The sequence below is a fragment of the Paraburkholderia sp. TE9906 genome (genome assembly GCF_056279605.1).
Genome location: NZ_JBWCCT010000006.1, coordinates 551,746 through 578,468, shown reverse-complemented (window position 1 = coordinate 578,468; position 26,723 = coordinate 551,746). Strand labels below are relative to the sequence as shown.

Below are 26,723 nucleotides of genomic sequence, written 5' to 3'. Positions count from 1 at the left end.
GCCGAGCGGGTCTCGTCAGTCGATTGAAAGCCGTAGCGCGAAGCCGATCAATGCCGATGAAAATGCCCAGCGCTGCAAGGTCTGCGCAAGCGGATGGGCGCGCATCCAACCGGCAATCCGTGCTGCGCCGATTGCGTAAAGCACATCGAAACACGCGCCGATGGCCAGTAGCACCGCTCCCAGTTCGATCATCTGCCAGACGACCGGCCCCGCTTCCGGACGCACGAATTGCGGCAACAGCACCGAGCAGAACAGCAACGCTTTCGGGTTCAGCAGATTCGTCAGCAAGCCTTTGATAAACGCGGCCCGCAGCGGATGCGCCACGGCATTCGCGCTCTGCGCAGCGCTGCCGTCATGGCCGCCCTCGGGCAGAGCGAACACCGGCGAGCGGAAAATCTGAATCCCCACCCAGGCGAGATACACCGCGCCGCCATAGCGCACGACGTCATACAGCCACGGCGCGCTGCGCAATAGCGCCGCGACGCCGCACGCCGAGAGCGTCACGTGTGTGGCGCGCGCCAAACCCAGCCCGGCGGCGGCCGCGAAACCGCTGCGCACGCCGCGTCCGATGCTGGTTTGCAGGACCAGCGCCATGTCCGGCCCTGGCACCGCGTAGACCACGACCAACGCTGCGATATAGACCGCCAGCAGGTGTGCGGAAATCATCTGAGCCTCCTGTTTTCAAGGGTTCTATCTTGCTATCGGCGGCGGAGGGTTTGCTGGCGAATTTCTGGCTTCCTGGTCACGTCTTTGGAGGATTACGCTAATATTGCGGCTTCAAGCCCAGCTTCCCCCTATTTCAGCGCAGCCCCGCTCCAAGCCATGACCTCCGAGCTCGACAAGACAGACCGCGCGATCCTCGCCGCGCTGCAGAATGACGGCCGCATGTCGAATGCGCGGCTCGCCGAAACGGTCGGGCTGAGCGAGACGCCCTGCGCGCGCCGTCTCAAGCGCCTCGAGAGCGACGGCTATATCGAACAGTACCGCGCGATGCTCTCGCGCTCCGCGCTCGGCTTCGGCGTCGTCGCGTTCGTCTATGTGCGCTTCGCGGTGCACGACCGCGCGGTGGCGACCCGCTTCGAGCGCGAGGTGCAGGCCATCCCGCGCATTCTCACGTGCCACAACGTGTCGGGCAGTGCCGATTACATCCTGCAAGTGGTGGCGCGCGACCTCGACGATTACGGCAGCTTCATGCGCGACGAGATGCGCAGCCTGCCAGGCGTGACATCGGTGGAGTCGGCGTTGTCGTTGCGGGAAGTAAAGGCCAACGGCGGTTTGCCGCTGTCCTGAGCACGAACGTGGCATAGTCACCCCTTTGAAACGGCGTGAGCCGACCAGACGAACACGGAGTTTTCATGGACCACGAAAAGGCGCGAGCCGAAGAATCAGCCGCGATGGAGCGTGTATTGACCGCGACCCAACGGGTGCAGTCGGCCTTTGCGTCGCTGCAATCACAATTCCCGCCCGCTGGCAGCGGCAAGCCTTCACAGTTCGCGTTGCAAACGTTCGACGCCGCGTTGCAGGAACTCGAAGACGCCCAGGCGGCATTCGACGAATTGCTCGGCGATCTGCTCGACGGCAATCGCTGAACGGGAAAACCAGCCGCCTGTTTCGCCGTGGGCGCAGCGCTCATCGAGCGGCGCGTTGCTCGTGCGTTTCCATCGCGGCCCTTTGCGCCAGCGTCGACGAAAAAATGCTTCGTTTAACGAAGCATTCCGATGTCTGACTGCGCATGCACCGCGCTATCGCGGCTTACGGAACAGCACAGCGTGAGTTGCACATACCCGCGTTAACGCGCGTGCGTTTCGACAACCGGCTCACAAAGAATCGGGAAGTTGACCGAATTCGCGATATAGCACTTCTCGTGCGCCACGTGATGCAAATGCGTGGCCTGTTCGATATCGCCCCCCGCCCGAATCACGACGTGCGGCCGCAGAACGATTTCTGAAAAGCGGCCTTGCTGCGCGCTGTCGAGCATGGTGCCTTCGGCGTCGTCGCGATACTCGAGCACCACGATGCCGGCATCCGCGCAAAGATGCAGATACCAGAGTTTGTGACACGCGCAAGCCGAAGCGACCAGCAGGTCCTCCGGATTCCATCGGTTGGCGTCGCCGAGAAAAGCCGCATCCGACGACCCCGGGATGGCCGGCTTGCCGCCCGCCGTAATCAGATGATCGCGGCCGTAATCGCGGTACCCCGAGGTGCCGCTGCCGCGGTTGCCCGTCCATTGCACCGTTACTTTGTATTTGTGCTGGCCGTATGCCATGCCTTGCTCCTTGTCGTCGGAAAACCGCTTGCCGGATGGGCATTTTATACGCGGTATTCACAACAATCGGCGCGACCTCCGCGAACGTGACGAAACCGGTCTAGCGAAGCGGCGCCGCCTTGCCGGTCACGTTCGGCGCGCGCGGGTCGGGGTTCATATCGAGGCTCGTGCCGTTTGCCCGCATATTGTTGAGCGCCGGACCCGAACTGCTACGGCCTGTTACGCCCGCGGACATTCCAACGCCCGGCGTCGGGCTCAGGCCCGTTCCTGCGCCCGCCCCTATCCCCGCGGCGGCGCCCGTGTTGTTCGTGCCGCCCGGCTGCGCACCGCTCATACCGGCGCTGGCGTTACCTGACTGCTGCGCATCGGCGGCGCCCGCGATACCGACCAACAGCGCTGTCAACGTCACCGCAATACTGCCCGTTACGATCTTCATAGCTCACTCCGTCACATCATCGAATTGTCGCGAGCGCAATGCCGCGCAAAACGGCGCGCTCGATACGTATGACGACGCGCGCGCTGCTTCGTTCAAGTGCGCACAATCACGGGCCAACCCGCGATGCGCGATAATCGACACCTTTTTTCACCCGCCACGCCGATGACGACCCCCGCCTTCGCCCCCTTCCAGGATCTGGCCCGCACCCTGCTGCCGCACGCCTTCGACAAGGACAACGGCGACGGCTCGCACGACACCTCGCATCTGCAGCGGGTCTGGAAGAACGCGGCGGCGATCCACGCCGAGGAAGGCGGCGACGCGCAGGTGCTGTTCGCATCGACGTTGCTGCACGACTGCGTCGCCGTGGAGAAGAGTTCGCCGTTGCGCGCCCAGGCGTCGCGCCTGTCCGCCGACAAGGCAGCCGGCGTGCTGAGGTCGCTCGGCTGGCCGGACGCGAAAGTCGAGGCCGCCGCGCATGCCATCGCGGCGCACAGTTTTTCTGCGGGCATCGCGCCGGCTACGCTCGAAGCGAAGACGTTGCAGGATGCCGACCGGCTCGACGCGATCGGCATGTTGGGCGTGGCGCGCTGCTTCTACGTGGCGGGGCGGCTGGGCCGCGCGCTGTACGACCCGGGCGATCCGCTCGCGCTGCAACGTCCGCTGGACGACGCGCGCTATACCCTCGACCATTTCCATACCAAACTGCTGAAGCTCGCGTCCGGTTTCCAGACAGCGACCGGCGCACGCATGGCTGCCGTTCGCCACGCACGGCTAAAGCGTTTCGTAGACGAATTCACGGAAGAGATCTGAGCGTGAAAGGCCGCGTGGGCAACGGATGAACCGTTTCGCTGCGCGGACCCTGAGGGCTCCCAGGCCTGCGGCAAACCAGGCATCGGCAAGATCGTCCGGCAAGTCGCATGAAAGGGCAAAGTTCCCGCGACCTGGAACGCGCAAGCATCCAGTCCCGCGACCACGAGCGCCCCTCGCCGTCGCCCCCCTCGCCGAGCGCTTCAGGCATCTCCATCCGCCTTTCACGTACCGCCCGCCGAAAAGCAATAACGCCATCCTCCCGAGCGTTATGATCGATCGTTACGCCAGCACCGCCGATCGCGCACGATGGAGCATGCCTACATCCACCTTCTGCACCAGCTAGCCGGCCACTCGGCCTGGATGCTCACGGTCGTCTTCCTCGCGGCCTTTCTCGAAGCCCTCGCCGTCGTCGGCACGTTCGTCCCCGGCAGTACCGCGATGTTTCTCGCCGGCGCGCTGACCGGCACCGGTTCGCTGAGCCTCGGCTGGGTATTCGTGTGGGCATTGGCCGGCGCGATTGCCGGCGACGGCATGAGCTTCTGGCTCGGCAGCCGCTACAAGGAACGGATCGTCCGGCTGTGGCCGTTCCGCAGACACCCCGAACTGCTCGACGCGGGCCACCGCTTCTTTCGCAAGCATGGCGCGAAAAGCGTCGTGCTCGCGCGCTTCATCGGGCCGTTGCGGGCCATCGTGCCGGTCGTCGCGGGCATGCTCGGCATGCCGCCGCTGCGCTTCTACGCGATGAACGTGCTATCCGCGTTGCTGTGGGCACCCGCCCATATCCTGCCGGGCGTGGTGTTCGGCGCGTCGGTGCTGCTGGCCGGCGCGGTGTCGTTCCGGCTCGTCGTGATTCTCGCGCTGCTCGTGTGCATCGTCTGGCTCAGCTTTCGCGGCGCGGGCTTCCTGCTCTCGCACGCGAATGCATGGTCGAGCGCGGCGGGCCGCCATCTCGGCGACTGGGCGTGCCGGCATCCGGGGCCGCTCGGCCGCGTCGCGCGCAAGATGCTCGATCCCCACACGCCGGACGCGACCTACATCCTCGTGACCTCGCTGATCGTGCTGGTGGCCGGCGCGCTTTTTATCGGCGTGCTGGGCGACGTCGTCAGCGGCGATCCGCTGACGGCCGTCGATCTGTCCGTCTATCACTTTCTGCAATCGGTGCGCACGCCCTGGAGCGACAGCGTTCTCGCCGGTCTCGAGACGCTCGGCAGCGGCGTCACGCTGATGGCGCTGATCGCGATGGTCGTGGTGTGGATGCTGTGGGAGCGGCGCTGGCACACCATCGGCTACTGGCTCGCGGCGGTGGTGTTTTCCCAATTGCTGATCTTTGGGCTGCAGTTCGCGATGCATCGCGCGCCGCCCAATGAACTGATGACCGCTCACTACGTGTTTCCGAGCAACCACGTCGCCGCGACGGTCATCGTGTATGGCTTTCTCGCGTTCCTGCTGGCGCGGCGGGTCGGCATGCTGACGGGCGTGCTGGTGGCCGCCGGCAGCACGATCGTGGTGATCGTGGTCGCGCTCGCCGGCGTGTACTTCGGCCGCTACTGGCTCTCCGATGCGATCGGCGGCGCCGCGCTCGCGTACGCGTGGGTGGCGCTCGTCGCGCTGACGGCGATGTGGCGGCATCCGCAGGCGCCGCCGCCGCGCACCTTCATGCCCGCGGTGGTGCTGGCGGTCATACTGCTCAGCGTGGGGGTGCAGTTCGGCATCAATCCGCCAGCGCCGCCTGCCAGTGCGCAGCACGCGGCGCCCGTGCTGGTCACGCAGTCCGAGTGGACGCTCTCGCTGTGGAAGCGCCTGCCGTGTTATCGCTCGGATATGGGCGGCGACCGCAAGGAGCCGCTCACGCTGCAGTGGGTGTCGGACCTCGATTCGATCCGTGGACAACTGCGTGCCCGGGGATGGGTCGAGGGCACCGACGTGTCCGCGCACAGCCTGCTCTCGCTCGCATCGCCCGATGTCGCTGCGGTCTCGCTGCCGGTCTTGCCCAAGCTCAATAACGGGGTGCCTTCGTCGCTGGTCTTCATGCGGCCCGGCGATACGCGCGCCGAACGCGACGTGCTGCGCCTGTGGCCGAGCGGTTATGCCGTGACGAGCGGCAACACCGCCACGCCGCTGTGGGTCGGCGCGCTGGCGCACGAGCGGCTTTCGCGGCCGACGTGGCCCATCAACATTCTGCGGGTGGACAGGCAGGCGGCTGCTTTCGATGCGCGCGGGAAACCGGGCGCCGGATTCGGCGCCGCGATTCTGGCCAAGGTGGATTGTCACGGCGTGCCGGTGTCGTTGCTGGCGTCGCCCGTGGAATGAGCCGCGGGAGGGCGGCCGTTTGGTGCGGGCGCGCACAGTGCGCACGTTCGTTGGACCACCTGACAATTCGTCTTGCGCTCAAGGAGTTAGAGCGATTGGCCAGGACTTGTCCACAAGGATATGAACATTTTCTGTGGATAAGCCTGGCAGTGCGGATGGCATTCTTCCGTGGCGTCGTTTTGTGCCCTTGCCCTATGTCTCCATGGTCGGCAAGCATGCCGAAGCGTTCGGACTGCGCACGTCCCGCACGCTCCACAAGGCCCCCACCGAAGTCCATTCCTGTCGAATGGCTGTCAATCGCGAGCCCCTCGCCAAACCCGCCCGACCAGCCGACCGTCGAGCCATCCCCGCGTCAGCTTCACGCCACCGTCGACCGGTATGCCGGGACCCGTGCGATTCCGAGGAGCGAGACGTGGCGTCGTTCCGCTGTTCCTCGTTGGCTCGCCCAGGTCAGGCACGACCTGTCTGTGCGGCGTCCTCAATGTGCGCCCGCTGATTCAACCGACCAACGAGTGCCGGGTCTTTGCACGGGCTCAAAGACACACTGAAAATTGGCAGCAACCGGCCGGGCCTGCTGAGTTCCGCGTGCCGTGAGCGCTTTGGCCGGTTCAGCCGGCGCATGCTGCTGGCGCTCGCGGGAAATGCAGCGACGCATCTGGGGTATGCGGCCGCGTAAACCTGGTATGCCTACGGATCGGTCAGCATCAGCCTCCCCTCGGACACCCGCCGTCCCCTCCTCCCGCAAAGCGGAAAACATTCACACCTGTCATCCACGTGTCGCTCGCATCGTCGGGAGAAGCTAAGATAAGCGCTGGCCTATCGGGCCCGACGACGATATCAAGGAGACGACGGTGGAACGCTTCACGGCCGGACAACTCGATGAATACGCCGCGACATTCGAGCGTGACGGCATGGTCATCCTGCGGCGCCACTTCGCGAAGGCGACCCTCCACGCGTGGCGCGCGGCGTTCGCCCCGCTACTCGAAGAACGCATTGCATCGAATGCGACCGCCGTGCGCGGCGCGAACCGGCACTACATCACGCTGCCGTTCAGCGGCGTGTTCGCCGATGAAAGCATCTTCTGCGATCCGGACGTGCTCGGCATTGTCGAGCGAGTCGCGGGCGACGACCCGGTGATGTGCCAGCTCGCCACCGACACGCCGCTGAACGGCTCGACGTATCAGGATATCCATCGCGATACGCCGGCCCTCTTCGACGGGATGCCGGAAACGCCTTCCTTCCAATTGGCTGTCAATTTCCCGCTGTGCGACGTCACGCCGGAAAACGGTCCGTTCGAGACCACGCTCGGCACCCATCGTATGCGCGCCGAGGACGCGATGAATGCCTGGCGCGAAGGCCGCCTGCCCTTGCACGCAATTCCGATGGAGCTTGGCGACGTGATGATCCGCGACGTGCGCGCTCTGCATCGCGGCACGCCGAACGGGACCGACGCGCCTCGTCCGATGGTGGTGATCGGCTACAGCAGGAGCTGGTACTTCCGTCCCGAGGTGCACATCGACGTGCCCGTCGCGGTAGATGAACAGTTGAGTCCGCGCGCGAAGCGGCTGCTTCGCCACATGCCGCGGGTCGATCAGGCGGACGGCGCGTCGGCGCCCGAGCAGTACCGGAAATTCGCCTACTGATCGCACTGGAGTACCGTCCCGGCCTGCCGTTCAAAGCGGCGAGAGTGCCGGGCGAGATTGTGACAGCCCCCCCCTCTGGAGAAGCGTGTATGCCCTCACGCCCGGACCCGCTCTTCGCCGTCGCCGAGCGGCTGATATTGAGCCTGTACGACGGCGGTGTATTGTCGCCCGCCGTGCTGGAACGTGTGATTGCCTCGCTCGCCGGGACCCGGTGGGAGACTCGTCCCGGCTCGCACGCGAACGACCAACGCTCATTGCCGGAAGTCGTGGTCTCGGTCATGATGCCCGGCAACGCACTCGACAATGTCGAGCAGGATTACGCGGCTGTGATCGACCATATCGTCGGCGCGGCGAAGGAAGCCGCGCGGCCGGCCAGGAGCGGCGACAGGCGCGCTCCCGGCAAGCCGCGCAAAAGCTCCGCGGCCCCGCCAATCGAGAACGACGATGACCCGGACTCCGAACTGCTTGAACAACTGGCAGGGACACGCGCTACGTCGAACAAAAAGCCGAAGCCGTCTCGCACCGGTCGCAATACTCGGGCGGGTTCCGGCTTCAACCCTCTGCAAAACGCGGCCCCCCCGAGGAAGCGCTAACGATGTCGACCGAAGCTCTTGTCGACGCGACGCTCGCACTGACGAACCTCAACGGACATCCCACCATTCGTTCGTTGCAGAAATGCAACGGCGATCAGATTCTTCGCGCACCCTTGCGGTTCGAGTAGAAGAAGTTCTGCGCAAATCTTTTTTTCACTTGCGCAATTCATCGGACTGGCTGGCAGAATCAGCTAGTACCCACGCCCGGAGAAGATACCGGTCAATCAATCGATCGACGCTGAAGAAACGCGGTCGCCGCACAAGAACCTCGGGAGTACCGGTATTTGAAAGCAGGAGAGCCGATCACCGACATGTATTGGCGCTTCTGTCGTTGATAACACATGCCCCTAATTTTTTTACCCAACGGCCCGCTTTAACGCTATCGTTTCACTGCAACCCGAATTCGTAGATCAATGGGAGTTCCGTGTGTGGAATCGATTGATGTTTCGAGTAAAGAAAGGCGGCAAATTTATTGTCGGCGGCAAACACTCATATGTGTCGGGGTTATCTCTAGGAATAAGCGCGTTGGTGTTGTGCTATCCGGCGTTCAGCTTTGCCGGCGTTGCCGTCCTGCGTCCGCCGCGCGAGGCACTGTCGAGCGCCCCACTCGAAGTCACGATTCTCTATTCCGGCGATCAGCCGGACGGCTCGGAATACAACGTTCCCGCCCAATTGAAAGTCGCCGTTAGCAACATCGACGTCATACCGACTCCATTGATGCTCACTCGCGATAGCGGCACGCCCAATCACATCAAGCTGGCAACGGGCGATCTCAAAGCGGTCCGCTATCGCGGCACGTGGCCCAAATGGGCTCGCGGCGCGATGAAGATCGATATTCCCGAGCTCGATGCTTCCCCCTCTTTCGTGATGCTCACCCGTCCGCCCAACGCCGGCAAAACGACGGAACTGGCTGCATCGGAAGGCGCACCGGGCACGCCGGCTCAGGTGTCGACTATCGCGGAACAGCCCGCGAGCACCTTCCCTGTTTCACCCGCGCCGGCACCCGCCCGCGCCGATGTACCCTCACCGGAGGTGAATAGCTTCCTGAGCCGTTTCTCCGCATTCGAACCCATGTATTTCGCCGATGGCTCGAATGGAGAGAACCTCGCGAGGTTTCAGTTGAGTTTCAAGTTCCGCGTGGTCATCCCGGACGACCCGCGCTCGAAACGTTTCGTCGACAACCTGTACTTTGGGTATACGCAAACTTCGCTGTGGGATCTCGGCGAGTACTCCGCGCCCTTCCGCGACACGAGCTACATGCCTCAATTGTTCTATTCTCTGGACGACACGGGCTGGAAGAGTTCGCTATTCAGCAAGATGAGTCTGATGGCGGGCTACGGTCACGAATCGAATGGCCGCGACGGTCCGGAATCGCGTGGCATCGATATTTTATTCGTGCGCCCCACGTGGGAGTTCGGCGACCTGAATGCCAACCATCTGACCGTGTCGCCGAAGTTCTATTACTACGTGCATATCGCGGGCGAGAACCACGATATCGCGGACTACCGCGGCTACGTGGATCTATTGCTCAAGTACGGCAGTACCGATGGCTGGCAACTGGCCACCACGTTGAGAAAAGGCACGAAGTCCACCAAGGGCAGTATCGATACACAGTTCACCTATCCGTTGGCAAAGCTGGTCAACAGCGCGTGGGGCGGCTATCTGTGGGTCGGGTTCTTTACGGGTTATGGCGAGGATATTCTCGACTACAACCAGCATCGATGGATTGCGCGAATCGGGTATAGCATCACGCGGTAGTGAGTGGGTGAGAGAGCATTCTGGCAAATACCCGCCACGGCCAGTTTCGGATGCGACGACACGCGGATAACGACCCGAAAGAAGGGCCGCCCGACGAAGCGGCCCTTCGCATTGATAGGCATGCCAACCAAAATAACATGATCGGCGGCTCACCACGTCGGTCGCCGCGGCGTTCGCGGCACCTGCCGTCACGGCTTGCGCGTTGACCGGAGCCGCCAGCGCCGACCGCTTGCGCGGCCAATGTGGAAACCGTCAGCTGGAGTGCGAGGCGGCGCGAATCGGAATGTGGGACAGTTGATCTCGTAGCGGCGGTTAGGGTGATCAGCGACAGTATGGACGACCCCCCCAAGCCGCGCTACGCCAAGGCCCCCGCGCGGCCTCGGGCTCCGGCGTCCAGGCTCGCACGGCGGAACATCCGCGTTATCGTTCGGTCATTTGTTCCGCTCCCGCGCGATGCCATTTGCATCGACGGCAGGGCGCTATTGCCCCACGAGCCTGTCAAAAAAGCCGGACGCCCAGACGCCTCTCACCCTATTCGTAGTCAATTCATCTCCGCTTGCCGGTTCACCGACAATAACTCCGACGCGCTGACTCGCTGAACGCCGGACTCAATGCTCTGTGAACGAACAGACGGGCACACAACAGCACTTTTCTCTAGAGTTGAAGGGTCGCCCGTCAATCCTGACCGGCAACATTCCGCTGATTTAGCAGCGTAATTCCAACATTAGGGAAATCCAATGAAAACTTCTGTTCTCAAGGAAGTGTCGACCCATTCCGAACCGCACGCCGGGCTGAATTTGCATCTGAATAGTGCACCGCTGGCACTCAAAAACACCATTCACCCTGAACAGATCCGGGATAACCTGCCCGCGGGTCACGGCGGAGTCGGCTTTTTATTTCACGCTACGGATTGGGATACGCTTTCATTTTCTTTTCACAATGTCAAGCATCGAAACGCATCATTTGAAGAGGAGCTTTGGAATACCAAACCTTTTATTGCATCGCCGATCTATTCGGGATCCCAGGTCATCGGAGCGAATATCGCCTGTCCGGTGCCGCTCGAAATGTGGCTCGGCAGTCCACGCGGCATCAAGCGGTTCCGGGAGACGCAATTTTTCCCGGCTCTGGAACTGGCGAGGCAAGCGGGTCTGAACATGCTGGCGATGGGCGCGTCCACGCCGTACGCGTGCAACTACGGCGCCCTGCCGCGCCATACGAAACCGCCCCACATCACGACGGGCCACGCGGCCACGGCGGCGATGCTCAAGGACTGGGCGGTCCATTGCTGCAACGAGCTCGACCTCGAATTCGGCAACACCAGGCTCGCCCTTTTCGGGGCGGCCGGACGGCTCGGCGCGACGGTGGCCAAGTATCTGCTCTACAAGGATGCCCCGCAAGAGCTGGTGCTGATCGACCTGCCCGACAAACTCAATCTGCTCACCGAACAGGCCAAAGAACTGCTGGCATCGGACCTGCTGGGCAAGTCGCGGGTATCGGTGCATACGTTCAGCCCCGATACGCCGCTGCCGCGGTTCGACGGCGCGATCCTCGCGAGCAGCACCAGCGTGCCCTACCTCACCGCGTCCGACCTCGGACGCGCGCAGTTCTGGATCGACGACTCCCATCCCCGGGCGGCGAGCGTCGAGGCCGAACTCGCGTCACGCGGCCAGACGCTATATATTGAGTGTTTCGCCCGTGGTCCCGCCGGACTCGACACCACCTTCCCGTTCAGGCTGCCGTCCACGCGCGACTGCTATACCTGCTTCGCCGAGGGCTACTCCGCCTGGCAGGAAGGCATTGCGTCCGATTTCATCATCGGCAGTCCGCCCGTGTGGTCTGTCTCTTATACTCACGGTCTCTTGAAGACGTACGGGTTTTCGGTCGGCCCTTTCCACGGGAAAAACGGCTCGCCGATCAGCCTCGAAACACAACAACGCAGCAACCCTGAATTGATGGGGTCGTAATATCAACGGAGGCCTGATGGCGATATCGCGCGAAAACATGCGGGATATGCTTGAACGAAGCAGGTTTGCAATTCGATGGGGGGGCGCACTTGGCCTCCTGTGCCACCCCATCTATTACGTCGTGTGGACCTATATCCTGCCGCAGCCATACGACAATCTTCTGCTCCGGTTGAGCGCGGCGTTCATCTGTATTCCATTGCTTTTTCAAGCGTACTGGCCAAAGCGGTTTAACCATTACCTGCTGATTTACTGGCATTGCGCGCTGATCTACGTATTGCCATTCGTTTGCACATTCCTTACGGTCAGGAATTCATTCTCCACGATGTGGATGATGACCGAAGTCATGATGGTCTTCATTCTGGCGCTCTGTATCGACAACCCACTTTTGCTGATCGCGTGTATCGGCATTGGCGCACTGTCCGGCACGCTGGCGGCGGTCGTGTCGTCGCCGGAGCCGATCGTGCTCGCCGCGGACGACAAGTCGAATCTCGCAGTGATGCCGGTGGTCGTTCTGTGCAGCATGGCCTTCAGTCACGCGATCAGCAAAGGACGCATCTTCGTCGAAAAGAACCGTGCGCTGCAGGCACTCGCGGGTTCCATCGCGCATGAAATGCGCAATCCTCTGAGTCAGTTGCGGCACGTTCTGGATCGCGTGGAAGAAGCGCTGCCCGTCACCACGGAATCCAGCCGCGCGCCCGCTTTGTCGCACGAGAATGCGGCCTCGTTGTACGGTCATCTCGCCCACGGACAGTTGTCGATCGAGCGCGGCCTGCGCATCATCGCCATGACGCTCGACGAAGTCAGCGCGAAGTCCATCCGCTCGGACCGGCTGATCTATCTGAATGCGGCGGCCGCCACGCGCAAGGCGCTGGAAGAATACGGCTTCGACGACGATAAGGCGCGCGCCAAGGTCAGCCTCGTGGTGAAGGAGGATTTCGTCTTCAAGGTCGACGAAACGGTCTATCTCTTCACGCTGTTCAATCTGATCAAGAACGCGCTCTATCACATCGCCACGCATCCGCTCGCCACGCTCACGCTCACCGTCGACAAGCAGTCTGTGATCGTTCGCGACACGGGCGCCGGTATCGCGCCCGAGATCCTGCCGCATCTGTTCGAGCCGTTTCGCACGGCGGGCAATTCGGGCGGCACGGGGCTGGGACTCGCGTATTGCCAGCGCGCCATGCACGCGTTCGGCGGCACGATCGCCTGCCGGTCGGAACTCGGCAGGTTCACAGAGTTCGTGCTGCGCTTTCCGGTCGTCTCGAAGGACGAAGCCGACGATTACGAGCGCAGGATTTTCGAACGCGCGGCGCCGGTCTTCCAGGGCAAGCGCATTCTCATCGTCGATGACGACGCCGGTCAGCGGGCAAGAACCCGTCGCGCGTTGACGAAGGCAGGCGCCTATGTGAGCGAGGCGGAAAACGGCGAGATCGCGTTGACGACGCTGCGGCGCTCGTCGCCCTACGATCTCGTGCTGATGGACATCAGCATGCCGGTGCTGGACGGCTACGCCGCCACCGAGCGGATTCGCGCCGACCACGAGTGTCCGAATCGCAGCGTGCTGATTGCCGCCTATACGGCCGAGCCCGGCAACGCGGTGCGCGTCCATGCGCGGCGAGCCGGCATGGATGAAATCATCAGCAAATCGGCCAGCGTGCAGGAATTGATCAGCGCGTTGCAGGCGCTCTTCGAGAACGGCGCCCGCCACCATCTGAGCCAGCGATCCGACGGCTTCGCCGGCAAATCGATTCTGATTGCCGACGACGACACGTACAGTCGACTCATCTCCAAAGCCTATCTGGAACGCTGCGGGGCGACCGTCCTCGAGGCGGAACATGGTCAGGCCGTGCTGGCCCGTCTGCAGGAGGACGGGGTGATCGACGCGATCCTGATGGACATCAACATGCCGGGCATGAGCGGCGTCGAAACCACCGCGTCGATTCGCGCGCGCACCGACGCCTATGCGCAGGTGCCGATCATTGCGTTGACGGGCCAATCCGACATCGAGTCCGTGCAGGCGTGCCTCGCCGCCGGCATGAATGAAGTCATGATCAAACCCGTGCAGGCGGGCTCGCTTCACGCGTGCCTGACGAGACAGTTCGCGCCGCAAAGCGCATCGGACTCGCCGGACGCATCGGCGCAACAGGATTTGCCGGCAACACCGGAGTCTGCCGGCCAGCTTGCGCCGATCCCCGATGACGATCTGCTCGACGAGGAACACCTCGAAGAACTGGTCGCGCTCGATCTGCTCGACGAAACGTTCCTCAACGGCATCGAGCAGATTCGCTCGCTGATCGCGCGGCTCACCACCAGCGTCGCGGCGCTCGACATCAAAGCGACGCACAGCGCATTGCACGTCCTGCTTGGCGTCAGCGGCAATATCGGCGCCAAGGCGCTGCATCGATTCGCGCGGCAGATCTATCCGCGCGTGATTGACGGCGAATGGCCCACGGAGCCCGACTGGCTCGCGCACATCGGCACGTTGGGCGGGCGTTCGGCCGACGCGCTGCAGAAGTATTACGCGTCGGCCAAAGCACGCCACGATCATCGGGATGCGTTGAGCGATTAACAGTGCGGCGCGAACGGAAGGGTTATCGCGTGCGCCGCCTCACTAGCCGCCGTCTTGCAGTCGGCCTTTCGGTTGGGGAAAGCCCATCGTGACCGTGGTCCCCTCACCGAGCGTGGACTCGATCCGCAGGCAGCCGCCAAAAGACTGCATGATGCGGTTGCAGAAGATCATGCCCATGCCGTGACCGCCCGCGCCGGCGTAAGTCGTGACCGGGTCCAGCAGCAACCGCGCCTTGATCTCCGGTGCAATGCCGGGGCCGTTGTCGCACATGCGGATCTCGGGCTCGGGGCTGTCCACCACTTCGAGGCGCAGTGCGGGAGCCGCCGTGCCTTCGAGCGCGCGCAGCGCATTGGACAGCAGCGAAGACAGCACGAGCGCCACGCAATTGGGCATCGCACGCACCACGAAATCGCCGCGCACATCGACCTGTATCCCGTCGCGCTGCGACCCGACGAACGGATAGGTGTCGAGCAACGTGGCGATCAGGCGCGTCGCCCTGACCTCGCGAATGCCGCCCTCCTGCGCGGACTGCTGGCCGCCGCTTTTGTGCACCGTCTCCCAGAACGACGAGATCAGCGTGAGGCAATACTGCGCATTGTTCAGCATCGATCTGGCCGCGTGACCGATCTCCTGCTGGCGTTGCGGATCGTACTGCTCGGCCACGTCGGTTTCGACGGAGCGCGCAAACAGCGAGATCGTGGCGAGCGGCGTATTCAGTTCGTGCGCGAGGAACGCCAGCGTTTCGTCCATCGCCAGGAGCCGCTGCTGCCGGGTTTCCCGCTCGGCGTAGCGCGCAATGGCCAGTTGCAGGACTTCCCGAACCTTTTCCGTGCGCAGCGGTTTTTCGAGGATACGGAACACCTCGCCGTTATTGACCGTCTGCAACAGCATGTCCTTGTCGGCGTACGCGGTCACGAGAATCCGCACGATCTGCGGATATTCCTGCGCCACCTGGCGCAGCAGGTCGTCGCCGTCGCGCCCGGGCATGCGGTAGTCGGTCACGAGGACGGCGATCTCGGCGCCGTGCTCGCTCAGCACGGCGATCGCCTCGTCTGCGCTCTGCGCGACGTGCACGCAGTAGTCCGCGCGGATCGCGCGGGCGAAGTGATTGCGCGACAACTCCTCGTCATCGACGAAGAGGATGGAAAACGGGGGCTGCGTGGTATCGCTCATTGCATTCTCGGCGGATCGCGGCAGGTAAAAATTGAAGCGGGCAACCTGGCGGGTGATGAAAACGAAGTTCGCCAGGATCATAGCGAAAGCTTGAGCGCCTGAGGGTTTCCGTTGCTGATTCGCACGGTCCGGTTTGGGCTGCAATCCTGCGCATTGTGCCTGAACTGCCATGCGGGGCGCCTCGTGCTCTCGCCCGGTGAAATACGCGAGCTTCAACCGGGCGCTATTGCGCCGCTCGATGCGTCTATGCGTAGTGGGTTGCGTGATGACCAGGAACGCGGCGCACTGTGCGACCGGTTCGGAATGGCTGCGGCTCGTGAGTCCGCGAGCAGGCGCGAAGCGCGTGCTGCGACCGCCGGCGTCGGCGGTTCATGCGCGGCTTTCAATGCTCAGGCTGTGGCCTGTTTGCGTTCACGCTGGAGTGAACGGCGCGGTACGGGGTTGTCGAGGTGTTCCTGCGCGCCCTATCCGCCCGGCGTCGCGGACGCGGATGCCGTAGTCGAAGCGCCCGCCGCTTCGGCCCGCTTCGTCGTGAAGTTCCAGCGCAGCGCCGTGGCCGTATCGACCGGCGCGGGCAGAAGACCCGCGCGGTAGAACGTGTCGGCGATCTTTTGCTGCTCGCCGAAATTCGCCACATCCACGGCGCGCACGGCATAGCTGCGGCGTCCGTTCGCACGTTCGATCGTGGCCGCGTCCAGCCCCCATACCGGCGCGAGCAGCTTCGCGGCATCGTCGGGATGGGCGCGAACCCATACGCCCGCCGACGTCAACTGCGCAAAAACTGTGCTGATCACATCCGGGTGCGCCGCGGCGAAACTGCTCGACGCGAGGTAGTACCGTTGATACGACGCGAGGCCTTCGCCATTGGCGAGAATGCGCACGTCGGGCGCCTTGTCGACCGACGCGACGTACGGGTCCCACGTAATCCACGCGTCCACGCTGCCGCGTTCGAACGCGGCCCGTCCGTCGGCGGGCGTCAGATAGCTGATGCGCACGTCGGCCGGCGTCAGGCCCGCTTTGGCGAGCGCGGCCAGCAGCAGATAATGGCTGCCCGCCGCCTTGGTCACCGCTATGCGCCGGTCCTTCAGATCGGCCAGCGTATGCAGCGGCCCGTCCCGCTTCACGATGATGGCCTGCGCGCCCGGCGAAGGCGCTTCCTGCGCGACATACACGAACCGTGCATGCGCGGCCTGAGCGAACACCGGCACGGTATCGGCGACATCGGCACTGAAGTCGACCGCGTCCGCATTGAGCGCTTCGGTCAGCGGCAAGCCGCTCGCGAACTCGTTCCAGCTAATGGTCACGCCGAGCGGCGCCAGCGCCTGTTCGAGCGAGCCGCGCGCTTTGAGGATCGTGATGAGCGTCGACGACTTCTGGTAGCCGATCCGCAGTTTCACCGGCGTCGGCGGATGAGCGGCGGTTTGTGCGTGGGCGGCGCTCATGAGGAGCGCCGAAGTCAACGTCGCGCGGGCGAGCAAACGAAAGAGTGAAAATGTCACGGCTCGAAATTCCGGTGGGGTCAATCCGACAAGACCTCGATCGTAGCAATGCCGGATCGCACGGATAAGCGAGCGTTTTTTCTATGCTTAGCAGGTAAAGGCATAACGACGCCGGCCTGCTTCGCACGCATGAAATCAGAAGAACAGCAGTGCGCGCAGTTCGATGCTTCGGCGCGGGGGTGCATCCGCCGCCGACGTCGGATCGTCGAATGCCGAATGCGCGGTGAGCCGCGCAATCGAATCGCCCGCGGAATCGTAGATTTTCAGCAGCAGGAATTCGTCGGGCGTCATGTGCGGGAAGTAATACCAGCGGTGCCGCGGATTGAACACCAGCGCATAGGTCTCGCCGACCTTGTCCGGATAGACGAGGTCCGACGCAACCAGATCGTTCAGCGCGATGCTGCGCGAATCGCACAGCGCAAGCGGCGACGATTGCACGGTTTCGCCGATGGGCCGCCACAGGTTGACGATCGCCACGCGCCCTTGCAGCAGACGCTGCGCTTCGCCCGCCGGCAGATGATCGCGCACGCGGCGCGGCCCGGACACGAAGGTCTGGTCGTTATGGATGTATTTGACCGGCTCGCGCACGCCTTCGGCACGCCGAGGCTTGCCGTCACGCAGCGTGTGATCGAACACCACCACGCGCCGCGCGCCGGTGGCCTGCTTGAGCAGGGCTTCTGCTTCGAGGTAGTAGATGGATTCGATCCGCGCCGCGTCGGAGAAATCGCTCAGCGCGCTCGCATGCCGATGCAGTTCGAAGCCGTTACGGTCGAGCGACAACCCGCCTGGCGGCGGCGCTACGCGCGCATTCGCAATCCGCACCCGATGCGACCGGTATACCCCGCTGCGCTTCGGCACACCCGGCGGCGGCTCGTACTGGTACGACACGGGTTTCTCGCCGGTGAATTCGAGGTAGTTCAGCTCGGCTTCGATCGCCGCGGCCGACGCAGGCGCATCGATGACGATATCGCTCATGTTCACGTCCCCATCACGCTAAAACGATTCATTGAAGGGCCGCAGATCGATTTCCTGCGACCACGCACTGCGTCCCTGACGATGCAGATACCAGTAAGCCTCCGCGATATCCGCCGGATCGAGCAGGCCATCCGGGCCGCGCTCGGCAACCCGCTGCGGCGCGGAAGCGCGCAGACGCTCGCCGTCGATGCCGCCATCCACCACCACATGCGCAACGTGGATATTGCGCGGACCGAATTCACGCGCAAGACTCTGCGTGAGAGAACGCAAGCCGGCCTTGGCCGAGGCGAACGCCGCAAACGGTGGACGTCCCCGCAGCGATGCGGTCGCGCCGGTAAAAAACAGCGAGCCGCGCCCGCTCTCCAGCAACGGTTGCAGCGCCGCGCGGGCAAACAGGAACGCGCCGAACGTCGTGACACGCCAGGCCGCTTCGAACTGCGCCGGCGTGAGTTCGAGCGTAGGGGCGCGCGTCGCGCCGGCGGCGTTGAAAATGGCGACTTCGAGCGTGCCGGCATCGGCGAGTTGCCGGGTGATCGCGGCCAGATCGTTTTCGCTGCTGACATCGCCGGGCAATGCAAGCGCGTGGCCGCCTGCGCCGCGAATTTCGCCGGCCAGCGCGTCGAGCCGCTCGCGCGAACGCCCGGTCACGCCGACCGTGAAGCCCTCGCGGGCGAAGCGGCGCGCGAGCGCGGCGCCGAGTCCGGCGCTCGCGCCGACTCCGGCTATCCACGCGAGACGCGTGGCGTCATGTTTGAACTCAAGGGGCTCGGTCATCGGAATCTCCATCGCATCGGGCCGCGGCACGCGGCGCGTGGCGGCAATGGGCATGCAACGCCCTTCGTCTCAGCGTAGGCGATCGCCGTGCGCGAGGGAAATAACGAATCGTGAAAACGAATCGCGGGAAATGCATCGCCGACAATGACACGTCAGAATCGGACCGTCATTCGGGCGGAATGTCGAGCGGCACCACGAACATGCCGGCCGTGTACTCCATATGAAAGTAGCCGCAGCGCGCATAAGCCGCGATGCGCTCAAGCCGCTCAGGCGAATTGCATCCTCGCACCGACGCCACCCTCACCTCGTACGAGCGCAAGCGCGCCGCCGACGCGTGTCTGACCCAATTCCGCAGAAAAGTGCGCGGGTGCCGGAATCCCTCCCAGATGACTGCCGCCGAACTGGCCATGATGCTCGCTCCGTCGATTCGATACGCTGCAAACGAATCTAGTCATCAGGAGCGCGAATCGCAAACAAGCTTTTGTGGAATGGTTTCGCGGAATCGGGCAGATAGCCTGAAAACGCCGTGGCGATCGCGCAAAGAACAAACGCCGATAACGATCCGAGGATTCGTTATTGGAGCGCGCCGCGGCACGTTCCTATACTCGATTCCGGTCAGCACTGCGCTGCGGCGAGTGCCCGATTTCCGACAACCGGCGAAACAACCATCGACTTCGACTCATGAGCCCACGCCCACTGCACGACCGTCCGATCGTCAAACGACCTGATCAGGAAACCTGACTAAAGTCGGGAATCGTCATTTCAGAAAGCCCCGCGGAAAAATCTGTTCAGGCGAAACGATCGTCATCAGCCCCGGCTTCGACTTCTGACCTTCCTGCCTGCACTGGCGCGCTCGCCCGTTTGAATGCGCCGGCCGACCTCGTTCACCATGGAAACCATGCGCTATTTCAAGCTACTGAAGTCCCTCGCCGTCTTCGCCGCCCTCGCTACCGCGACGCTGCACGCGTATGCCGACAAGCCGTCCGTCATCCGCATCGGCGTCGCTCAGCAAGGCGCGGGCGATCCGCCCACGTTCGGCGGCTCGCCCGCCGCGACCGTGCAACTGCAGCAGTTGCTCGAAAAGGAATTCGCGGCGGACGGCATCAAGGTGCAATGGCTCTTCTTCAAAGGCGCCGGCCCGGCGGTCAACGAAGCGATTGCCGACAAGTCGCTCGACTTCGCGTTTCAAGGCGATCTGCCCTCGGTGCTCGGACGGGCCAACGGCCTGAAGACACACATCCTGCTCGAATCCGGCGTGCGCGTCGGCATCAAGATCGCCGTGCCGACGGACTCGGACATCCGTACGATCAAGGACCTCAAAGGGCGCCGCGTCGCCCTCTTTCGCGGCACCAATCTGCAACTCGTCGCCGACAACGCGCTCGCGGCGAACCAGCTCGACGAGCGCGATCTGCGCGTGATCAATCTCGATACGGCAAGCTCGCTCGCGGCGCTGGCGTCCAAAGGAATCGACGCGTCGGTCAACGATTACCACGTTTATAAGCTGCGCGACCAGGGGCTGGCCAAGGTCGTCTACGAATCGCAGACCGACGGCCCGCAGTTCACGCGGCAATCGCATCTGCTCGTGCTCGACGATTTCGAGCACGCCCATCCCGACCTCGTGCAGCGCGTAGTCAACGCGTTCGTCAAAGGCGCACAGTGGTCGTCCGATGAAGCCAACCGCGATGCGCTCTTCAAGTTATGGGCGCAAAGCGGCGTGAGCTACGCGTCGTGGCAGGCCGAGTTTGCGCACCAGCCGCTGAAGGACCGCAACACGCCGCTGATCGATGCGTTCATCGTCGCGCGCTACAAGGCGGTCGCTCAGGACGCGCTCCGGTTGAAGCTGATCCGCCAGCCGGTCGAAGTCGACGGCTGGTTCGAGCCACGCTATCTCGACAATGCGTTGCGTACGCAAAAGCTCGATCACTACTGGACCCGCTACGACGCGGCCGGTAAGCCGCTCAGCTAACGGAGCCCGACGATGAGCGACACAGCGATCCCCCTCGCGACAGCCACCGCTGACGATGCGCACCGTCAGCGCAAAGGGCGCAGAACCAGCGAACGGCTGCGTCTCCTGGCCTGGCGTCTGGCACCGTGGCTGCTGCCGGCCGTCCTGCTCGCGCTCTGGACCATCGGCTGCGAGCGCGGCTGGATCGCCCCGCAGATTCTGCCGCCACCCTCGCGGGTCTACGAGACCTTCGTGGAACTCGCGCAGAGCGGCGACCTCGCCCGTCATACGTTGGTCAGCCTGCAGCGGGTGCTGGTCGGCTTCGGCATCGGCACGCTGGCAGGTCTCGCGATCGGCGCGGCACTCGGTCTGTCGCGCACGCTGGAAGCCTACGTGTTGCCCGGCTTCAACGCGCTCGTGCAGATTCCCGTGCTTGGCTGGCTGCCGTTTCTGCTACTGCTCGTCGGCGTCGGCGAGCCGCTCAAGTACATCCTGATCGCACACGCGGCGTTGGTGCCCGTCACACTCAGCACCTTGCAGGGCTTTCGCCAGTCGCCTCACGAGCTGGAAGAAGTGGCGCGCGGGTACGGTTATGGCCCGTGGCAGCGGATCGTTCACGTGGTGCTGCCCGCAGCCGTGCCGACGCTCGCGACCGGTGTGCGGCTCGCCTTTACAAAGGCCTGGCTTGCGCTGGTCGTCGTCGAACTGGTCGCGTCGTCCGAAGGGCTCGGCTATCTGATCGTGTATGGGCGCCAACTGTTTCAGCTCGATCTGGTGATGGCGGCGGTCGTCGTGGTCGGCGCCATCGGCTTTATCGTCAACCGCCTGCTCGACTCTCTCGAAGCGCGTCTGCGGCGCGGACGGCCGTCCGCGTTCCGCGAGTGAAGCCGCTGCGACGCATTGGCGCAAAGGAACCCTGAATGAGTTTTCTGTCGACACTCCCCTCCCGCATCGCTGCGGCACGCGCCAAACGAAAAGGACCGCCGCCCTGCAGTTGCGCATTGCCGCCACCACGCAAGAAGGGCGCAAGCGCCGTCGCGCGACACAGTGGCGCATGGCGTGGCGCGGTGCTGCCGATTGCGGCCATCGCGATCTGGGCCGTCGTATCGGCGTTGCATCTCGTGAAGAGCGGCTTGCTCGTCAGCCCGCTCGCGGTCCTGCAAACCGGCTGGCAGCAAACCGTGAGCGGCGCGTTGTTGCGCGCGCTCTCGGCGTCGCTCGCACGCGAGGCGAGCGGCTTCGTCATCGGCACGGTGGGCGGCCTGCTGCTCGGCAGTCTGCTCGGCTTTTCGCGGATTGCACGCCGGGTGGTCGGACCGAGCTTCGACACGTTCAAGCAGATTTCGCTGTTCGCATGGATACCGCTGATTTCCGTGTGGTTCGGGCTGGGCGATGCGGCCAAGGTGGTGTTCCTGTCGCTGGCCGCGCTGCTGCCGGTGACCGCGCACACCTGCGACGGCATTCATGCGGTGCCGCGCAGCTACATCGAAGTGGCGCGCGCGTTCCGCTATTCCCGCCTGCAGCTGATCACCCATGTGATCTTGCCCGCGGCGCTGCCGTCGATCTTCACCGGCATCTACCTGGCGCTGATCTATTCGTGGCTCGCGACGCTCGGCGCGGAATATCTGCTGGTGTCGGGCAGCGGCATCGGCAATCTGCTGATCGACGGCAGCGAGCAGTTCCGCATGGACCTGGTGCTGTTCGGCATCATCGTGGTGGGCTTGACCGGCTGGGCCCTCAATGCGCTGGCTCGTGCGATCGAACGGGCCGTTTTCGCACGCCGTCCGGCGCGCGCGTCGTAGCCCACGCCCACTTTCACAGGATTGTTTTCATGACCCTCGCGACATCGGAAGGACTCGACATTCGTCACGTGCGCAAGCGCTATGTTCAACAAGACACGGCGCTCGATGTGCTCGACGACATCAGCCTACGCGTGCGCCCCGGCGAATTCGTCAGCGTGCTCGGCGCGAGCGGCTGCGGCAAATCCACTTTGCTGCGGCTGATCGCGGGGCTCGACACCGACTATAGCGGCGAGATCCTCGTCGCCGGCGAGCAGGTGCGCGACACCTCCTTGCAACGCGGCATCGTGTTTCAGGACCATCGGCTGTTCCCGTGGCTCACCGCGTCGCAGAACATTCTGGCGGCGCTGCGCAACGCGCCGCTCACGACGAAACAGAAACGAGATGCCGTTGCCGAACACATCGCCCTCGTCGGCCTTACGGGCTTCGAAAACGCGTACCCGAATCAGTTATCGGGCGGCATGGCGCAGCGCGTGGCGATAGCGCGCGGGCTGGTCAACCGGCCGCGCGTGCTGTTGCTCGACGAACCGTTCGGCGCGCTCGACGCACTGACCCGCGGCCGCCTGCAAAACGAATTGCAGCGCATCTGGGAACAGGAGCGCATCACGATGATTCTCGTCACGCACGACGTGGACGAGGCCGTCTATCTCGGCGATCGCGTCGTGACGATGGCACCGCGCCCGGGCCGCATCAAAAGGATCGTCGACGTCACGTTGCCCCGCCCGCGCGATCGGGCCGATGTGCGCTTTATCCGTCTGCGCGACGAGATCGTGGCCGACTTCGGTGAGCCTGGCGAAACGCGTCACGACTCGCACAGTTCGCACGATGGACACGACGGGTTGCCGTCTGCGCCGGTCGTGCATCCACCGATCACCGAGTGGCGTCTCGCGGGGTGACGCGCGGCGCAAAACCAGAAACCAGCGTGAAAACAGCGTAAAAACAGCGACATTCGACGGAGCAAACGATGAGCGAGAGTAAACGGCGGATCAGGCTAGGCGCCTTTCTGATGGAGACCGGCCACCATATCGCCGCATGGCGGCACCCCGACACGCACGCGAGCGGCGGACTCGACTTCCAGCACTACGCACAACTCGCGCAGATCGCGGAGCGCGCGAAATTCGACGCGATCTTCTTCGCCGACAGCGTCAGCGTGCGCGACACCAACCTGCCCTCGCTATCGCGTACCGCGCGCGCCGATCACTTCGAACCGTTGACGCTGCTGTCGGCGCTATCGGTGGTCACGCAAAACATCGGGCTGATCGCGACGGTGTCGACCACGTTCAACGAGCCCTACAATCTGGCGCGCAAGTTTGCATCGCTCGATCATCTGAGCGGGGGCCGCTCGGGCTGGAATCTCGTAACGTCGAGCACGGAATCCGAGGCGCTGAACTTCAGCTTCGAGCGGCATCCGGAGCACAGCGAACGCTATGAGCGCGCGAAAGAGTTCTACGACGTGGTCGCCGGACTCTGGGATAGCTGGGAAGACGACGCGTTCCTGCGCGACAAGGAAAGCGGCGTGTACTTCGATCAGGACAAGCTGCACGTGCTCAACCATCGCGGCAAGCACTTCCAGGTGCGCGGGCCGTTGAACGTCGCGCGCTCGCCGCAAGGCTGGCCGGTCGTGGTGCAGGCCGGCGCGTCGGAGGCCGGCAAGGAACTCGCCGCGCAGACCGCTGAAGTCATCTTCGTCGCGCATCAAACGCTGGAAGAAGCGCAGACGTTCTACCGCGATATCAAGAGCCGGCTCGCGCGTTATGGCCGCCAGCCGGAGCACCTGAAGATCATGCCGGGCATTTTTCCGGTGATCGGCCGCACCGAGGAGGAAGCGCGCGAGAAATTCGACGCGCTGCAGGATCTGATTCATCCGACCGTGGGTTTGTCGTTGCTCACCAACATGTCGGGGGGCGTCGACCTGTCGCAATACCCTGTGGACGGACCGTTCCCCGAGCTGCCGGAAACCAATGGCGGCAAGAGCCGGCAACGTCTGCTGCTCGATCTCGCGCGGCGCGAGAATCTGACGATCCGCGATCTGTATCTGCGTATCGCGGGGGCGCGCGGACATCAGCAGGTGATCGGCACGCCAAAGAGTATCGCGGATCAGTTGCAGCAATGGTTCGAGGAAGAAGGCGCGGACGGCTTCAACATCATGTCGCCGTGGCTGCCTGGCGGGCTGAGCGAATTCGCCGATCTGGTCGTGCCGGAATTGCAGCGGCGTGGACTGTTCCGAAGCGAGTACGAAGGACGCACGCTGCGTGAAAATCTTGGACTGCCGCGACCGGTGAATCGCCATGTTCTGGTGAAAGAGGAACGGCAAGCGGTGGCGGCACGCTAGTGCGCATGGGCTCGGCGTAGTCCTACCTGGCAGGCACAGCGCGGCTACAGCGACGCCTGCCAGGACGACTATCAGCAGCGTGCCCAAGATGATGCCGGCGAGCGAGGCAGCCAGAGCATGTCGGGGTATGCCGCCGCTGCCGTCGCGCACCGTGATGCCGTATTCGAATCTGGCCGATCAACAGGCGCGCCGTTCGCTGCGCACGCTTTCGGCGGCGATCCGACCGACAGCGGGCTGACCGGTGCTTCGCCGTAATGGCCCGCCGCCATGTGCGCGCGGGCAAGTTGAAAATGCATGCAGCCTTCAATGCCGCCGCGTCACGCGCGAACACGCGACACGACACCATCTATCGCCTCGCCGCGCGCTTAGCGACGCACCTCGGGACTCGCACGGAACGCGCCAGCCAGCAGACGCGTGACACCCCACTGAAAAGCGCCGCACAACACGAGATACACCAGCCCGACGAACAGAAAGATCTGCGCCGGATAGACCATCAACCGGCTATTCACCTGATTGGCGAGAAACGTGAACTCCGGCACGCCGACGATATAGGCAAGCGACGTGTCCTTGATCAACGAGACCCACTGGTTGACGAACGACGGCGTCATCGTGCGGATCGCCTGAGGCAGCAGCACGTGGCGCAGCGCCTCGCCGCGCGTCATGCCGAGCGACAGCGCCGCCTGCCATTGACCCTCCCCCACCGCGACGATGCCCGCCTGAACCGAATGCGACAGATACGCGCCGCCGATCAACGCCAGTGCGCAGACGACGGTCGCCAGTCCCGGGATATCGATATGCAGCAGCACCGGCATCAGGAAGAACGTCCAGAAGATCAGCATCAGCACCGGAATCGCGCGGAAGAAGCCGACGACGGCGAGCAGCAGCACATGCAGTGCGCCCCGCGTCATCACCAGCGCGATGCCGCCCGCCACGCCGAGCAGCGCCGAGAGCACGGCCGAACTGAGCGTCAACGTCACGGTCAGCGCAACCCCGCCGAGCGGACCGTTGGGAAACGCGCCGGTCAGCAGATAGCGCAGGACCGGCAGCCAGTCCGCAGCACTCATGACCGGCCTCCGCGTGAAATCCGCGCGCCGCTCGCGCCCGATGCACCATACGTGCCGCGGCGCTGCCAGATCAGCAACGCGACTTCGATCGCGGCAATCGCCGCGATGTAAAGCACGGTCGCCATACCGAAAGACTGGAACGTCCTGAGCGTCTCCGTCTCGACCTGGCGCGACGAGTAAGACAGTTCGGCGAGACCGATCGCCATCGTCAGCGACGAGTTCTTGATGACATTCATGTATTGCCCTGCAAGCGGCGGCGTCGCGATCCGCACCGCTTGCGGCAGGATCACGTGGCGGAAGGTCGCGAAGCGCGTCAGACCGAGTGCGGCGGCCGCCTGATACTGCCCATCGCCCACGCCGCGCATCCCCGCACGGAATTCCTCGCCAATGAAGGTTGTCGTATAGCACGTGAGGCCGAACCACCCCGCCACGAATTCGAACGTCGGCCAACTCAGCGTGAGCGGTCCCACCGCGGCCACGTGCGGCGTGTTGAGCCAGGTCATCAGAGCGTCCGGCAACAGCACGGCCGCGCCGAAATACCAGAAAAGCAGTTGCACGAGCAACGGCGAGTTGCGGAACACCAGCACGTAGCCGGCTGCCGCGCGGCGCCACGCGGCATGGGAGGCGCTGCGCGCGAGCGCCAGCACAAAACCCAGCAGCGTCGCGCCAATGATCACGAAGACCGACAGCGTCAGCGTCATCGCGAAGCCATGCCATATCCACGCGACATAGCGAGGTTCGAGCCACGCGTTCATCGTCATCATCCTGAAGCTATTGCAGTTGCTGGAAACAAAACAAACCGGCCCGCCGTCA

The 26,723-nt window shown here is 63.8% G+C and carries 25 protein-coding genes; 15 read left to right on the top strand and 10 right to left on the bottom strand.

All coding sequences use genetic code 11. The annotated features are described in order from the left end of the window. Nucleotides 1–15 precede the first annotated feature (15 nt). The gene (locus tag ACZ9H4_RS19505; protein WP_408149714.1) at nt 16–666 is read right to left on the bottom strand and encodes a LysE family translocator; all 651 of its coding nucleotides are present in this window, start codon (nt 664–666) and stop codon (nt 16–18) included. 156 nt (nt 667–822) lie between these two features. On the opposite strand from ACZ9H4_RS19505, the gene ACZ9H4_RS19500 reads away from it, so the two are divergent. Then, a complete protein-coding gene (locus ACZ9H4_RS19500) occupies nt 823–1,290 on the top strand; it encodes an Lrp/AsnC family transcriptional regulator (protein ID WP_408149712.1) in 468 nt (155 codons plus the stop codon). A gap of 65 nt (nt 1,291–1,355) precedes the next feature. Next, nucleotides 1,356–1,589 carry a hypothetical protein gene (locus ACZ9H4_RS19495; RefSeq protein WP_121321459.1) on the top strand — a complete coding sequence of 78 codons (234 nt, stop codon included), beginning with the start codon at nt 1,356–1,358 and terminating at the stop codon, nt 1,587–1,589. Between the two features lie 200 nt (nt 1,590–1,789). Here ACZ9H4_RS19495 and ACZ9H4_RS19490 read toward each other — a convergent pair whose 3' ends face one another. Continuing rightward, nucleotides 1,790–2,266, bottom strand: coding sequence for an OsmC family protein (locus ACZ9H4_RS19490; RefSeq protein ID WP_408149709.1), 477 nt, complete (start codon nt 2,264–2,266; stop codon nt 1,790–1,792). 100 nt (nt 2,267–2,366) lie between these two features. Continuing rightward, the gene (locus tag ACZ9H4_RS19485; RefSeq protein ID WP_408149707.1) at nt 2,367–2,702 is read right to left on the bottom strand and encodes a hypothetical protein; all 336 of its coding nucleotides are present in this window, start codon (nt 2,700–2,702) and stop codon (nt 2,367–2,369) included. 162 nt (nt 2,703–2,864) lie between these two features. Here ACZ9H4_RS19485 and ACZ9H4_RS19480 point away from each other — a divergent pair, with 162 nt between their 5' ends. From ACZ9H4_RS19480 to ACZ9H4_RS19445, 8 genes are all read left to right on the top strand, one after another. Further along, nucleotides 2,865–3,512 (top strand): HD domain-containing protein, encoded by a 648-nt coding sequence (locus ACZ9H4_RS19480; RefSeq protein WP_408323912.1) that lies wholly within the window; start codon nt 2,865–2,867, stop codon nt 3,510–3,512. A gap of 306 nt (nt 3,513–3,818) precedes the next feature. Continuing rightward, nucleotides 3,819–5,822 carry a bifunctional DedA family/phosphatase PAP2 family protein gene (locus ACZ9H4_RS19475; protein WP_476120347.1) on the top strand — a complete coding sequence of 668 codons (2,004 nt, stop codon included), beginning with the start codon at nt 3,819–3,821 and terminating at the stop codon, nt 5,820–5,822. Between the two features lie 378 nt (nt 5,823–6,200). Next, nucleotides 6,201–6,416 (top strand): sulfotransferase, encoded by a 216-nt coding sequence (locus tag ACZ9H4_RS19470; RefSeq protein ID WP_476120345.1) that lies wholly within the window; start codon nt 6,201–6,203, stop codon nt 6,414–6,416. Between the two features lie 257 nt (nt 6,417–6,673). Then, nucleotides 6,674–7,465, top strand: a complete 792-nt coding sequence (locus tag ACZ9H4_RS19465) for a phytanoyl-CoA dioxygenase family protein (protein ID WP_408149701.1) — start codon at nt 6,674–6,676, stop codon at nt 7,463–7,465. Nucleotides 7,466–7,554: 89 nt separating this feature from the next. After that, nucleotides 7,555–8,058, top strand: a complete 504-nt coding sequence (locus ACZ9H4_RS19460; protein WP_408153002.1) for a hypothetical protein — start codon at nt 7,555–7,557, stop codon at nt 8,056–8,058. Nucleotides 8,059–8,499: 441 nt separating this feature from the next. Continuing rightward, nucleotides 8,500–9,816 (top strand): phospholipase A, encoded by a 1,317-nt coding sequence (locus ACZ9H4_RS19455; protein WP_408323915.1) that lies wholly within the window; start codon nt 8,500–8,502, stop codon nt 9,814–9,816. A gap of 737 nt (nt 9,817–10,553) precedes the next feature. Further along, nucleotides 10,554–11,780, top strand: coding sequence for a hypothetical protein (locus tag ACZ9H4_RS19450; protein ID WP_476120342.1), 1,227 nt, complete (start codon nt 10,554–10,556; stop codon nt 11,778–11,780). A gap of 16 nt (nt 11,781–11,796) precedes the next feature. Further along, nucleotides 11,797–14,349, top strand: coding sequence for a hybrid sensor histidine kinase/response regulator (locus ACZ9H4_RS19445; RefSeq protein WP_408149693.1), 2,553 nt, complete (start codon nt 11,797–11,799; stop codon nt 14,347–14,349). Between the two features lie 42 nt (nt 14,350–14,391). Here ACZ9H4_RS19445 and ACZ9H4_RS19440 read toward each other — a convergent pair whose 3' ends face one another. From ACZ9H4_RS19440 to ACZ9H4_RS19420, 5 genes are all read right to left on the bottom strand, one after another. Further along, complete coding sequence (locus ACZ9H4_RS19440; RefSeq protein ID WP_408149691.1) at nt 14,392–15,522, bottom strand: hybrid sensor histidine kinase/response regulator; 1,131 nt, start codon at nt 15,520–15,522, stop codon at nt 14,392–14,394. Between the two features lie 464 nt (nt 15,523–15,986). Beyond that, on the bottom strand, nt 15,987–16,964 hold the full coding sequence (locus ACZ9H4_RS19435; RefSeq protein ID WP_408153007.1) for an aliphatic sulfonate ABC transporter substrate-binding protein: 978 nt from the start codon (nt 16,962–16,964) through the stop codon (nt 15,987–15,989). Nucleotides 16,965–17,156: 192 nt separating this feature from the next. Further along, the gene (locus tag ACZ9H4_RS19430; RefSeq protein ID WP_408149687.1) at nt 17,157–17,996 is read right to left on the bottom strand and encodes a CmcJ/NvfI family oxidoreductase; all 840 of its coding nucleotides are present in this window, start codon (nt 17,994–17,996) and stop codon (nt 17,157–17,159) included. Between the two features lie 18 nt (nt 17,997–18,014). Further along, complete coding sequence (locus tag ACZ9H4_RS19425) at nt 18,015–18,770, bottom strand: SDR family NAD(P)-dependent oxidoreductase (protein WP_408149686.1); 756 nt, start codon at nt 18,768–18,770, stop codon at nt 18,015–18,017. Between the two features lie 166 nt (nt 18,771–18,936). Beyond that, nucleotides 18,937–19,179 (bottom strand): hypothetical protein, encoded by a 243-nt coding sequence (locus ACZ9H4_RS19420; RefSeq protein WP_476120338.1) that lies wholly within the window; start codon nt 19,177–19,179, stop codon nt 18,937–18,939. A 489-nt stretch (nt 19,180–19,668) separates the two neighbouring features. Here ACZ9H4_RS19420 and ACZ9H4_RS19415 point away from each other — a divergent pair, with 489 nt between their 5' ends. The 5 genes from ACZ9H4_RS19415 to ACZ9H4_RS19395 all read left to right on the top strand — a co-directional run bounded on the left by ACZ9H4_RS19415 (nt 19,669) and on the right by ACZ9H4_RS19395 (nt 24,846). Beyond that, nucleotides 19,669–20,736 (top strand): ABC transporter substrate-binding protein, encoded by a 1,068-nt coding sequence (locus ACZ9H4_RS19415; RefSeq protein WP_476120336.1) that lies wholly within the window; start codon nt 19,669–19,671, stop codon nt 20,734–20,736. Between the two features lie 12 nt (nt 20,737–20,748). Then, the gene (locus ACZ9H4_RS19410; RefSeq protein WP_476120334.1) at nt 20,749–21,600 is read left to right on the top strand and encodes an ABC transporter permease; all 852 of its coding nucleotides are present in this window, start codon (nt 20,749–20,751) and stop codon (nt 21,598–21,600) included. 35 nt (nt 21,601–21,635) lie between these two features. Beyond that, entirely contained in the window at nt 21,636–22,517 is an 882-nt protein-coding gene (locus ACZ9H4_RS19405; protein ID WP_476120332.1) for an ABC transporter permease, read from the top strand. Between the two features lie 29 nt (nt 22,518–22,546). Beyond that, the gene (locus ACZ9H4_RS19400; protein ID WP_476120330.1) at nt 22,547–23,410 is read left to right on the top strand and encodes an ABC transporter ATP-binding protein; all 864 of its coding nucleotides are present in this window, start codon (nt 22,547–22,549) and stop codon (nt 23,408–23,410) included. A 68-nt stretch (nt 23,411–23,478) separates the two neighbouring features. Continuing rightward, a complete protein-coding gene (locus ACZ9H4_RS19395; protein WP_476120328.1) occupies nt 23,479–24,846 on the top strand; it encodes an LLM class flavin-dependent oxidoreductase in 1,368 nt (455 codons plus the stop codon). Between the two features lie 365 nt (nt 24,847–25,211). Here ACZ9H4_RS19395 and ACZ9H4_RS19390 read toward each other — a convergent pair whose 3' ends face one another. Continuing rightward, entirely contained in the window at nt 25,212–25,910 is a 699-nt protein-coding gene (locus tag ACZ9H4_RS19390; RefSeq protein ID WP_476120326.1) for an amino acid ABC transporter permease, read from the bottom strand. Beyond that, the gene (locus ACZ9H4_RS19385; protein ID WP_476120324.1) at nt 25,907–26,665 is read right to left on the bottom strand and encodes an amino acid ABC transporter permease; all 759 of its coding nucleotides are present in this window, start codon (nt 26,663–26,665) and stop codon (nt 25,907–25,909) included. Before ACZ9H4_RS19385 ends, ACZ9H4_RS19390 begins: the two co-directional genes overlap by 4 nt. Between the last annotated feature and the right edge of the window lie 58 nt (nt 26,666–26,723).

Bases quoted from the DNA above. Each gene is read 5' to 3' on its own strand.
- ACZ9H4_RS19425 (WP_408149686.1), bottom strand. From the start codon at position 18,770: ATGACCGAGCCCCTTGAGTTCAAACATGACGCCACGCGTCTCGCGTGG.
- ACZ9H4_RS19475 (WP_476120347.1), top strand. From the start codon at position 3,819: ATGGAGCATGCCTACATCCACCTTCTGCACCAGCTAGCCGGCCACTCG.
- ACZ9H4_RS19485 (WP_408149707.1), bottom strand. From the start codon at position 2,702: ATGAAGATCGTAACGGGCAGTATTGCGGTGACGTTGACAGCGCTGTTG.
- ACZ9H4_RS19455 (WP_408323915.1), top strand. From the start codon at position 8,500: ATGTTTCGAGTAAAGAAAGGCGGCAAATTTATTGTCGGCGGCAAACAC.
- ACZ9H4_RS19440 (WP_408149691.1), bottom strand. From the start codon at position 15,522: ATGAGCGATACCACGCAGCCCCCGTTTTCCATCCTCTTCGTCGATGAC.
- ACZ9H4_RS19505 (WP_408149714.1), bottom strand. From the start codon at position 666: ATGATTTCCGCACACCTGCTGGCGGTCTATATCGCAGCGTTGGTCGTG.
- ACZ9H4_RS19415 (WP_476120336.1), top strand. From the start codon at position 19,669: ATGCGCTATTTCAAGCTACTGAAGTCCCTCGCCGTCTTCGCCGCCCTC.
- ACZ9H4_RS19460 (WP_408153002.1), top strand. From the start codon at position 7,555: ATGCCCTCACGCCCGGACCCGCTCTTCGCCGTCGCCGAGCGGCTGATA.
- ACZ9H4_RS19500 (WP_408149712.1), top strand. From the start codon at position 823: ATGACCTCCGAGCTCGACAAGACAGACCGCGCGATCCTCGCCGCGCTG.
- ACZ9H4_RS19405 (WP_476120332.1), top strand. From the start codon at position 21,636: ATGAGTTTTCTGTCGACACTCCCCTCCCGCATCGCTGCGGCACGCGCC.
- ACZ9H4_RS19480 (WP_408323912.1), top strand. From the start codon at position 2,865: ATGACGACCCCCGCCTTCGCCCCCTTCCAGGATCTGGCCCGCACCCTG.
- ACZ9H4_RS19400 (WP_476120330.1), top strand. From the start codon at position 22,547: ATGACCCTCGCGACATCGGAAGGACTCGACATTCGTCACGTGCGCAAG.
- ACZ9H4_RS19445 (WP_408149693.1), top strand. From the start codon at position 11,797: ATGGCGATATCGCGCGAAAACATGCGGGATATGCTTGAACGAAGCAGG.
- ACZ9H4_RS19495 (WP_121321459.1), top strand. From the start codon at position 1,356: ATGGACCACGAAAAGGCGCGAGCCGAAGAATCAGCCGCGATGGAGCGT.
- ACZ9H4_RS19395 (WP_476120328.1), top strand. From the start codon at position 23,479: ATGAGCGAGAGTAAACGGCGGATCAGGCTAGGCGCCTTTCTGATGGAG.
- ACZ9H4_RS19410 (WP_476120334.1), top strand. From the start codon at position 20,749: ATGAGCGACACAGCGATCCCCCTCGCGACAGCCACCGCTGACGATGCG.
- ACZ9H4_RS19435 (WP_408153007.1), bottom strand. From the start codon at position 16,964: ATGAGCGCCGCCCACGCACAAACCGCCGCTCATCCGCCGACGCCGGTG.
- ACZ9H4_RS19385 (WP_476120324.1), bottom strand. From the start codon at position 26,665: ATGAACGCGTGGCTCGAACCTCGCTATGTCGCGTGGATATGGCATGGC.
- ACZ9H4_RS19430 (WP_408149687.1), bottom strand. From the start codon at position 17,996: ATGAGCGATATCGTCATCGATGCGCCTGCGTCGGCCGCGGCGATCGAA.
- ACZ9H4_RS19390 (WP_476120326.1), bottom strand. From the start codon at position 25,910: ATGAGTGCTGCGGACTGGCTGCCGGTCCTGCGCTATCTGCTGACCGGC.
- ACZ9H4_RS19490 (WP_408149709.1), bottom strand. From the start codon at position 2,266: ATGGCATACGGCCAGCACAAATACAAAGTAACGGTGCAATGGACGGGC.
- ACZ9H4_RS19450 (WP_476120342.1), top strand. From the start codon at position 10,554: ATGAAAACTTCTGTTCTCAAGGAAGTGTCGACCCATTCCGAACCGCAC.
- ACZ9H4_RS19420 (WP_476120338.1), bottom strand. From the start codon at position 19,179: ATGGCCAGTTCGGCGGCAGTCATCTGGGAGGGATTCCGGCACCCGCGC.
- ACZ9H4_RS19470 (WP_476120345.1), top strand. From the start codon at position 6,201: ATGCCGGGACCCGTGCGATTCCGAGGAGCGAGACGTGGCGTCGTTCCG.